General features: G+C 64.3%; 10 protein-coding genes and 1 pseudogene. 9 read left to right on the top strand and 2 right to left on the bottom strand.

The window, feature by feature from the left end; all coding sequences use genetic code 11:
- Positions 1–212 precede the first annotated feature (212 nt).
- The 7 genes and pseudogenes from AC1DQ3_RS26245 to AC1DQ3_RS26215 all read left to right on the top strand — a co-directional run bounded on the left by AC1DQ3_RS26245 (position 213) and on the right by AC1DQ3_RS26215 (position 4,436).
- Positions 213–362 carry a hypothetical protein gene (locus tag AC1DQ3_RS26245; RefSeq protein WP_477123078.1) on the top strand — a complete coding sequence of 50 codons (150 nt, stop codon included), beginning with the start codon at positions 213–215 and terminating at the stop codon, positions 360–362.
- Positions 363–401: 39 nt separating this feature from the next.
- The gene (locus tag AC1DQ3_RS26240; RefSeq protein WP_477123077.1) at positions 402–1,349 is read left to right on the top strand and encodes a pseudouridine-5'-phosphate glycosidase; all 948 of its coding nucleotides are present in this window, start codon (positions 402–404) and stop codon (positions 1,347–1,349) included.
- A 290-nt stretch (positions 1,350–1,639) separates the two neighbouring features.
- Positions 1,640–2,041 carry a hypothetical protein gene (locus tag AC1DQ3_RS26235; RefSeq protein WP_477123076.1) on the top strand — a complete coding sequence of 134 codons (402 nt, stop codon included), beginning with the start codon at positions 1,640–1,642 and terminating at the stop codon, positions 2,039–2,041.
- Positions 2,042–2,338: 297 nt separating this feature from the next.
- Positions 2,339–2,602, top strand: coding sequence for a hypothetical protein (locus AC1DQ3_RS26230; RefSeq protein WP_477123075.1), 264 nt, complete (start codon positions 2,339–2,341; stop codon positions 2,600–2,602).
- Between the two features lie 91 nt (positions 2,603–2,693).
- Positions 2,694–2,957 (top strand): hypothetical protein, encoded by a 264-nt coding sequence (locus tag AC1DQ3_RS26225; protein WP_477118123.1) that lies wholly within the window; start codon positions 2,694–2,696, stop codon positions 2,955–2,957.
- Positions 2,958–3,119: 162 nt separating this feature from the next.
- Positions 3,120–3,212 (top strand): annotated as a pseudogene (locus AC1DQ3_RS26220) (LysR family transcriptional regulator); the annotation flags it as partial.
- A 240-nt stretch (positions 3,213–3,452) separates the two neighbouring features.
- Complete coding sequence (locus AC1DQ3_RS26215) at positions 3,453–4,436, top strand: aldo/keto reductase (protein WP_477123074.1); 984 nt, start codon at positions 3,453–3,455, stop codon at positions 4,434–4,436.
- Positions 4,437–4,483: 47 nt separating this feature from the next.
- On the opposite strand, the gene lon is transcribed toward AC1DQ3_RS26215, so the two are convergent.
- Together lon and AC1DQ3_RS26205 are read right to left on the bottom strand one after the other, a co-directional pair.
- A complete protein-coding gene (gene lon / locus AC1DQ3_RS26210) occupies positions 4,484–6,934 on the bottom strand; it encodes an endopeptidase La (RefSeq protein WP_477123073.1) in 2,451 nt (816 codons plus the stop codon).
- 72 nt (positions 6,935–7,006) lie between these two features.
- Entirely contained in the window at positions 7,007–7,411 is a 405-nt protein-coding gene (locus AC1DQ3_RS26205; RefSeq protein ID WP_477123072.1) for an Hsp20/alpha crystallin family protein, read from the bottom strand.
- A gap of 324 nt (positions 7,412–7,735) precedes the next feature.
- Between AC1DQ3_RS26205 and AC1DQ3_RS26200 the strand changes: the two genes are divergently transcribed.
- The gene (locus AC1DQ3_RS26200; RefSeq protein WP_477123071.1) at positions 7,736–8,167 is read left to right on the top strand and encodes a CopG family transcriptional regulator; all 432 of its coding nucleotides are present in this window, start codon (positions 7,736–7,738) and stop codon (positions 8,165–8,167) included.
- Positions 8,168–8,221: 54 nt separating this feature from the next.
- Positions 8,222–9,364, top strand: a complete 1,143-nt coding sequence (locus tag AC1DQ3_RS26195; RefSeq protein WP_477123070.1) for an extracellular catalytic domain type 1 short-chain-length polyhydroxyalkanoate depolymerase — start codon at positions 8,222–8,224, stop codon at positions 9,362–9,364.
- The last annotated feature ends 7 nt before the right edge of the window (positions 9,365–9,371 follow it).

Raw genomic sequence — 9,371 nt, 5'->3', positions numbered from 1 at the left:
AACGGCTCCACGCGATCAGCATGCCCAAGCGACTGGGCCATTAGAGACACGTACTCCTCGAACCGTTTCGTAGAGGCTTCCATCGCTTTCCTCGTAACTCACTTGAAGATAAGCAAATAATGCCTTATTTTTTAACACAGTAGTACTAGTACTGAGAGGGCCGCAGCCATTCGCCACGGCCATCCGCTCGACCCAGCGACAATAATCTTGAGATGCCGAATCGCTTGCACAAGGTGGGCGTCACGCCTGACAAATTCGAACTGATTGCGAAGAACGCGATGCTCGACCGCTGGGTACACAGCAATCCACGCAAGCTAAACCGTCCCGAGGATGTCTTGAGTATTCTTAAGGCAATCGCCTAAGATCTCGGCGAGACGGGAATCACTCCGCGGAGCATCGACATGGTTGCCGACCTGGCTCACTCCTGGTTGACCCGCAGCGCGCCAGTGGCCGCTGCACAGGCCGCCGGCCGCCCGCTCGTGGCGCTGGAATCGACCATCATCGCTCACGGCATGCCCTACCCGGAGAACGTTCGCACTGCGCGCGAAGTGGAGGCGCTGATCCGCGACATGGGTGCCGAGCCCGCAACTATCGCGGTGATCGGTGGGCGAATTCGCATCGGCCTTTCGGACGACGAACTGGAACTGCTCGGCCGCTCGGACCAGGTACACAAGGTCAGCCGCCGCGACCTGCCGGCCGTGCTGGCCGGCGGCGGGCTTGGCGCCACGACAGTGGCTGGCACGATGATATGTGCCGCGCTGGCCGGCATTGAGGTCTTCGTCACCGGCGGCATCGGCGGCGTGCACCGCGGCGCGCAGGAGACCTTTGATATCTCGGCCGACCTGCAGGAACTGGCGAAGACCTCGGTGGCAGTGGTCTGCGCCGGTGCGAAGTCCATCCTGGACATCGGCCTCACGCTGGAATACCTGGAAACGCATGGGGTGCCGGTGCTCAGTTGCGAGCAAGACAATTTCGCTGCGTTCTACACACGCGACAGCGGCTTTCGCGCGGACTTGAGGCTGGACGACGCGGCGGCGCAGGCACGCTTCATCCGCACCAAGTGGGACCTGGGCCTCGCGGGCGGTGTGGTGTTGAGCACGCCGGTGCCGGAAGCGGCAGCGATGACGTTCGAGGAGATTGACGCGCTGACTCAGCAGGCGCTCGCCGAGGCCAGGGCGCAAGGAATCACCGGCAAGGCCGTGACCCCATTCCTGCTGGCTCGCATCAAGGCGCTGACGAGTGGAAGCAGCCTGGTGGCAAACATCGCACTCGTGAAACACAATGCCGAGGTGGGGGCAAGGCTGGCGTTGGCGTTGGCACACGCGGAGCGCGGGGCGGGCGCGGCGTAGCCACCGGAAAGCCCGTTGTCCACCGGTTTTCATGCGTGGCAAGAGGGCTGCGATTCGGGGGCTGGCTCCAGGCGGCGGAGCTTATCCCTGGACATCGCTTTCACGGAGATCCGGATATCGGGTTGACGCTAGCTCACATGAGAAACCGCCCGCGACGGGACAACGCGATAATGGTTCCCGCTCGATTCGCTGGCTCATCGCAACAGTGAATTGCAAATCTAGGGTTTTCCCTTGGTGCGACGTTGGCGTAGATTACCTACTCCCATCGGTCTTGCCAAGGAAGTGAAATCATGCGACTCACGCCCGAAACCCTGCTCCCGACCCAACAGGTGACGACCGAAGACGTCGTCACGGCCATCCGTCACCAGGACATCGTCGAGGCCTACACGGCAGCGCTCGCTGCGCAACGCGTCGCCGTGCTCCACATGCTCTATCCGCGCACCGACGCCCGCACGCATCGCAGCCTCGATGCGCTTGTCAACGCGCTACACGTGCATGGCCTGCACCAGGTCGCGGAGGTGGTGGAGAAGGAAGCGCACTACCTGGTGTTCAAGGATCCCGCCAAGGCCTGGAAGGCGCTGCACGAGATTCGCCATGATTCGCTCGCGATCGGCGTGCACCTGTATTACAAGGGACAGTCCGGCGCAGCGGCCGAGGCCGCGCTGGATGTGGATGCGCATCGCGCTGGCTGATGCGTTGTTTCCGTCGGCTGTCGGTTGCCGGCTGGCTGCAAGCCAGCCGGCATCACGCCCGGTGTTTCGTTCCGGCGAACAGTGGCCATGAAATGCGTTGGCGTGGCCCCAACACTTTACCTCGCAGATTCCGTCGCCGGGCGCCGGAAAATGCGAGCGTCCAGATAAAACCCTCTTAGTTTTCAAGTGCTTATGATTTTTTTTGCGGCATGGGGCGTGGCATGGCACGCCCCATGCTCTATACCCTTCGAGCGCAACAACAAGCTGCTCCCAACCGAACCCCAAAGGAGATTTACCATGCAATCGACCCTGATGATCAAGGACCTGGCCCGCGACAAAGAACTCGACGGCAAGACCATGTCCGCCGTGCGCGGCGGCAGCGCCTTCTCTATCGTAGGCGGCAACTCGCAGAACGTTGTCGGCGGCGGCGGCTTCGCCAGCCCGACCACGGGCTTTCAGGTCGGCCCGACCGTGAACACGATCGACGCCAGCTCGCACCTGAACCTGAAGATCCCCACCCTGCAGAATTTCGGCAACGGCACGCAAGTGGCCGTGCTGTAACGCGCTGTATCGCGCTATATCGCGCCGAATCGCAATATGGGAGCGCCCTCCTGGTGGGCGCTCCCCAACCGAACCCCTTAGGAGACTCACCATGCAATCGACCCTGATGATCAAGGACCTGGCCCTCGACAAAGAACTCGACGGCAAGACCATGTCCGCCGTGCGCGGCGGCAGCGCCTTCTCTGTCGTCGGCGGCAACTCGCAGAACGTTGTCGGCGGCGGCGGCTTCGCCAGCCCGACCACGGGATTTCAGGTCGGCCCGACCGTGAACACGATCGACGCCAGCTCGCACCTGAATCTGAAGATCCCCACCTTGCAGAACTTCGGCAACGGCACGCAAGCTGCCTTCCTGTGAGGGACATGAGAGCCTCCCTTCGTGGAGGCTCTCATGTCACGCCGATCCGTATTTGAGCGCCATGGCTCGCGGCCTTGCGCGTGGCACAATTCGCACGCGGATATGAATGGAAGCGATAGATGCCGCGCGATAACTTCAATGACCTTCTTGCGTTCCTCGCTTCCCACGTTCCCCGGACTGCACGTGTTCTACCCTAGCCGCCGATCCTCCCGGGCGCTCAGCCTTGTCGTCGACGCGTTGCGCTACCGCCCCTGACTTCAACAGCGCTTCCAGTGGCGGCGAACTGATGAAGTTCATTCATAACTGCAATCGGCTCCGCCCTCTTAATCGAAGCCCAATCTTCGCCTAGCATCTCACTCTTCGGATAACTGGCGGAGGTGCATGCGTGTCCAACGAACCCACGGACGATGTGCAAACAATCCTGGCGCGCCCGGCGACAAGTACCCGCACGTCCACGCAGCGATCCGCCTGAGGCATTTCGAAAGGAGAGAGAGCATGCAAAAGCGCAAACTTGGAAACAGCGGTTTTGAAGTGTCCACCATTGGCCTTGGCTGCATGGGCCTGAGCTTCGGTTATGGCCCCGCGCTTGAAAAGCCTGAGGGAATCAAGCTGATACGGAGTGCGTTCGAGCAGGGCGTCACGTTCTTTGACACCGCCGAGGTCTATGGCCCGTTTCTCAACGAGGACCTGGTTGGCGAGGCAGTGGCGCCTTTTCGCGCCCAGGTGGTGATCGCGACCAAGTTTGGCTTCAAGGACGGCGACGCGACAAAAGGACTCGACAGCCGGCCCGAGCGCATCCGCGCCGTAGCCGAGGCATCGCTGAAGCGCCTGAAGACCGATCGCATCGACCTGTTCTACCAGCATCGTGTCGATCCGAACGTACCGATCGAGGACGTGGCCGGTACTGTCAAGGATCTGATCCGGGAGGGCAAGGTCAAGCACTTCGGCCTGTCCGAAGCCGGCGTCCAGTCGATCCGTCGCGCCCATGCCGTGCAGCCGGTGGCTGCTCTGCAGAGCGAGTATTCCCTGTGGTGGCGCGAGCCGGAGGAGCAGGTACTGCCGACCCTGGAGGAACTGGGCATCGGCTTTGTGCCGTTCAGCCCGCTGGGCAAGGGCTTTCTGACCGGAGCCATCGACGAGAACACCACCTTCGACAAGTCCGACTTCCGCAACGTTGTGCCGCGCTTCTCCGAGGAAAACCGCAAAGCCAATGCAGGCCTCGTCGAGGTGCTCGGCCAGATCGCCAGCGGCAAGGGCGCCACGCGGGCGCAGATCGCGATCGCCTGGCTGCTGGCGCAGAAGCCCTGGATTGTGCCGATTCCGGGCACCACCAGGCTGCATCGGCTGACAGAAAACGTCGGCGCGGCCGCTGTCGAACTATCGGCCGAAGACTTGTCCGCCATCGGGGCAGCACTGCGACGGATCACCGTGGTGGGCGATCGCTATCCGGCCCATCTCCAGCAGCGCATCGATCGCTAGGCGGGCCTGCGCAAGAGCGAGGCGCATCACGTTGCGCGAGCGCCCGCTCAGCCTTCCTTCTCCAGCACTTCGCTCAACGCGTCATCCACCGTTTCCAGCGTCACGAAGCGCAACTGGCTGCGCGCGTCCGCGGGCAGGTCTTCGAGGTCGGGTGCGTTGCGCGCGGGCAGCAGCACTGTCTTGATACCGCCGCGCAGGGCAGCCAGCACCTTCTCCTTGATGCCGCCGACCGGCAGCACGATGCCGCGCAGGCTGATCTCGCCGGTCATGGCGCAATCGCTGCGCACGGCCCGGCCCATCAGCAGCGAGGCGATGGCGATGAACATGGCGACACCGGCACTGGGGCCATCCTTGGGGACGGCACCCGCGGGTACGTGCACGTGGAGATCGTGCTTGTCGAAGCTGCTGCAATCGATGTGCAAGCCCTCGCAGCGCGACTTGACCAGGGTCAGCGCCGCCTGCGCGCTTTCCTTCATCACGTCGCCAAGCTGGCCGGTCAGCAGCAGCCTGCCGCCGCCCGGCGTGCTGCCGGCCTCGATGAAGAGCAGGTCGCCGCCGACCGGGGTCCATGCCAGGCCAGTCGCCACGCCCGGCAAACCGCTACGCAACGCCGATTCGCTCTCGAAGCGCCGATGTCCCAGGATGCCCGGCAGTTCGTCGGGTTCGATGCGTTTGGTGGTGGCCGGGTTTTCGGCTACCAGCATCGCCACATGGCGCAGCACCGCCCCGATCTGCCGTTCGAGGTTGCGCACGCCGGCCTCGCGCGTGTAGTCGCGGATGATGGCGAGCAGGGCGGCGTCGCTCAGTTCGCATTGCGCCGGCGCGAGGCCGCAGGCTTCCAGCTGGCGGGGCAGCAGGTAGCGGCGCGCGATCTGGGCTTTCTCAGCTTCGGTGTAGCCGGCCAGTTCCAGCACTTCCATGCGATCGCGCAGGGGCCCCGGGATGGTATCGAGCTGGTTCGCGGTGGCAATGAAGACAATGGCCGACAGGTCGAAGGCGACGCCCAGGTAGTTATCGCGAAAGCTTGCGTTCTGCTCTGGATCCAGGATTTCGAGCATGGCGGCGGCCGGATCACCATGCATGCCCTGGCCAAGCTTGTCGAGTTCGTCGAGCATCATCACGCAGTTGCGCGCGCCGGCCTTGCGGATGGCCTGGACGATGTTGCCTGGCATGGCGCCGATATAAGTGCGCCGATGGCCGCGCAGTTCCGATTCATCATGCACGCCGCCCAGGCTCACCCGCACGAAAGGCCGGTCCATGGCGCGCGCGATGCTCTGTCCGAGCGAGGTCTTGCCCACCCCGGGCGGGCCGAGCAGGCAAAGGATCGGGCCTTTGCCGTGTGGGTTGAGCTTCCTGACGCCGAGGTACTCGAGGATGCGGCGCTTGATCTTGTCCAGCCCGTAGTGCTCGTCGTCGAGAATCTGCCGCGCCCGCGCGATATCGATCGGCTTCTCCTCGGGAAGGCGCCACGGCATTTCCGTCAGCCACTCCAGGTAGCTGATGCTGATCGAATACTCGCCGGAGGCTTCCGGCATCCGTTCCAGCCGGGCCAGCTCCTTGCGCGCATGCGTCTCGACCTCGGGCGGCATGTCGGCGGCGGCGATCGCTTCGGCAAGCTTGTGGATCTCCTCGGGGCTCTCCGTGCTCTCGCCGAGCTCATGCTGGATGGTCTTGAGTTGCTCGCGCAGCATCATCTCGCGCTGGCGCTGGTCGAGCCGGCCGCGGGTCTGCTCGCCGATCTCGCGGGACAGGCGCAGGACTTCGATGCGAGCCGCCACGGCATCCGTCACCCGGTCCAGCCGCTTGCACAGTTCCAGCGTTTCGAGGATCTCCTGTTTGCGCTCCAGCGCGATGTCGATCAGCCCGGCCAGCGTGTCCGCCAGCAAGCCGGGCGAATCGATCGCCTGCACGGAACCGAGTAGTTCCGCCGGCGTACCTGGCAGCAGCAAGAACATTTCCGCCGCGCGTTCCTTCAACACCAGCGCACGCGCTTCGATGTTCGGGTCGCGTTGCGTGGGCTCGGCAAGCATCTCGACCCTGGCGGCCAGGAACGGGTAGCCGCTCAGCTGTTCAACCAGCCGGAAGCGCTGGACGCCCTGGCAAACCACGTGATGTGTCCCATCCGGGCTGGTGACGTAGCGCAGCATATTGGCCACGGTACCCATGCCGTAGAGCGCATCCAGCTCCGGATCCTCGGCCTGCGAGTCGCGCTGGAGCACCACCCCGAGCGGATGCTGGCCGAGTACGGCGGCACTCACGCCCGCCTTGGCGCGCTCGCGCCCGATTGCCAGGGGGATGGCCAGGCCGGGAAAGAGGACCATATTGCGGACCGGGAGCAAGATGAGTCCATCGGGCGGCAGGGCAGGCGGGGGTGCCGTGCCGCCGCCTGCCACTTCGCTTGCCGGCGCGTGGCTGCCTGGTTCCACGCTCTGCGCGATCTCCCCGCTCTCCCCGCTCTCCCGGGTCAAGGCGGATTTGCCTTCGACATCGATGCTCATGGTCGTGTCTCCTGCGGGCTTGGCGCGCGCGGCCAAGGCTTCGTGGCACTGTGGGCTTCACGCGGCCTGCGCTTACTCCGATTTATCGAGAATCAGCACGAGGCATCCATCCACCGACTCGCTTTGCTGGATGCCATAGTGTCCGGGAGGAAGCTGGATGTGCCGCTCAAAGCGGCCATAGGGTATTTCAAGGCAATGCACGGTACCACCGGCGAAGGCGCGGTGCAGCGACCGCTCGGCACGGATGCTGAGCATATTTGCCTCCAGCCGGACGTCGATGCACGCTGGCTTCACGCCGGGCAGCGCCACCACGACGGCAATCTGCGCGCCCTGTTCGAAAATCTCCACGGGTGGCTCCCACACTGGCGACAGGCCAAGCTGGCCGGCCGGGCGAAAGAACTGGCGATGCAGGCGCTCGGCGCGCTCCATTGCTTGCAGCGCGGTTTCCCACGTCGTCATGTTGCGGCCGCTTGGCATAGCCGGGCTCCTCACTCACCCTTGGTACAGGCATGGCAGACCATTCATCAAATGCCACGGGGGCGGCGTTGTCAATTGCCTTTTAGCGTCATGCCCCGGAGGGTGGCCTGTCGGGGTAGGTCCTGCATGGCGACGCCACCGGTCAACGCTCGCAGCAAGGAATTTCATATGCCGCCGGGTATCCCTTGAGCTCGCGGCCAGGAGCGGACGCAAGCGGGCGCCGCACATTTTCGGCTTGGACGTCACAAATCGGGATCGCTGCTTGACTGATGCTTTTTTCCATCCTATAACCATCCCATTGGATGGAATACGGATGGTAATCTGATGAATGAGCAGCAAAAAGCACTAGAAGCACTGTCGCGGCCGAAAGGCGGCGAGACCGAGAAGATCACGATCAATCTCGGTCCCGTGGACCTCGGCCAGATCGATTTGCTGGTCGAGGAAGGGTTTTACTCGAACCGCACGGACCTGATCCGTACGGCGATCCGCAACCAGCTTGCGATCCATGCGCAGGCCGTCAACGAGACCGTGACGCGGCGCGCGCTGGTGCTCGGCCTGCAGCACTTTTCCCGCCAGGATCTGGAGGCCGCGCAAGCGGCGCGGCAGCGCCTGGACATTCATGTGCTGGGTCTTGCCAGCATCGCCTCCGACGTCACGCCCGAACTTGCCCTGGCCACGATCCAGTCGATCGTCGTGCTGGGCGCGTTCCATGCCCCCGCCGCGGTCAAGGCGGCATTGGCCGGCCGGATCCGCTGAGCCGGGCAATCCCCTTTCATTGCGGCCACATTCAGGCCACTCAAGGTCACCAACATGAAATTGAACGAAGAATTCCTGGCTTCCATGCACGAAGCAATGGCCCTGCTGCGCACCGCGGGTCCGCTGGAGGCCACCGCAGCCATACAGCGCGCGCTGCGCGATGGCGGCGCCACTGCCGCCGTCCAGCCTGCACAAGTCGTGCAAGCGCTGCTGCCGCGCGCGGCAGCGGCAGCCGGTGCGCAGCGGCCCACGGCAAAAGCCGGTGATGCAGCCGATGATGCAGCCCATGACGCGCGCGCCAAGCCCAGGCACCAACCGCAACCGGCGCCGCGGGCCGACGCGCAGGACCGTGGCCACTTCATGGCCAGGCATTACGCCAACCACGCCGGTGAACGCGCCTACAAGCTCTATGTGCCCGCCGGCTACCATGGCCAGCCGCTTGCGCTGGTCGTGATGCTGCACGGATGCACGCAGGACGCCGACGATTTCGCGGCGGGCACCCGCATGAATGCGCTGGCCGAGCGGCACGGCTTGCTCGTCGCGTATCCCACCCAGCCGATGACGGCCAATCCGTCCAAATGCTGGAACTGGTTCAAGCCGGGCGACCAGCGGCGCGAGCAGGGCGAGCCCGCGCTGATCGCGGGCATCACGCGGGAAGTCATGGCGAACCACCCTGTCGATCCCGATCGCGTGTATGTGGCCGGGTTGTCCGCCGGCGGCGCCATGGCCGCGGTGATGGTGCAGGCCTATCCCGAGCTCTATGCCGCCGCGGGGATCCACTCCGGCTTGCCTTACGGCAGCGCGCAGGATCTGCCGTCGGCGCTCGCTGCGATGAAGGGCGGGAAAATGGCCCTGAAGAGCATGGAAAAAACGCGAACCGGTCCGCTGCGGCCCCTGATCGTGTTTCATGGCGATGCGGACACGACTGTGCATGTGTCCAACGGCGAGCGGCTGCTGCGGCAGTTCGAGGGCAGTACTTCCCTGGAAAGCCAGGGACGCGGCGGCCAGACCGGACGCACTTTCACACACAGGTTGTTCACTTCGCCCGAAGGTATCGAGGCGGAACAATGGCTCATTCACGGGGCGCCCCACGCATGGGCGGGAGGCAGTTCGCGCGGGTCGTACACCGATGCGAGCGGACCGGATGCCAGCGCGGAGATGGTGCGCTTCTTTCTCGCGCATCCCGCGCGAAGGTAATCCGGCC

The sequence above is a fragment of the Cupriavidus sp. 01T418 genome, assembly GCF_056398885.1.
Note: the sequence above shows the minus strand (reverse complement) of the source record. Positions and strands in the feature narration are given on the sequence as shown.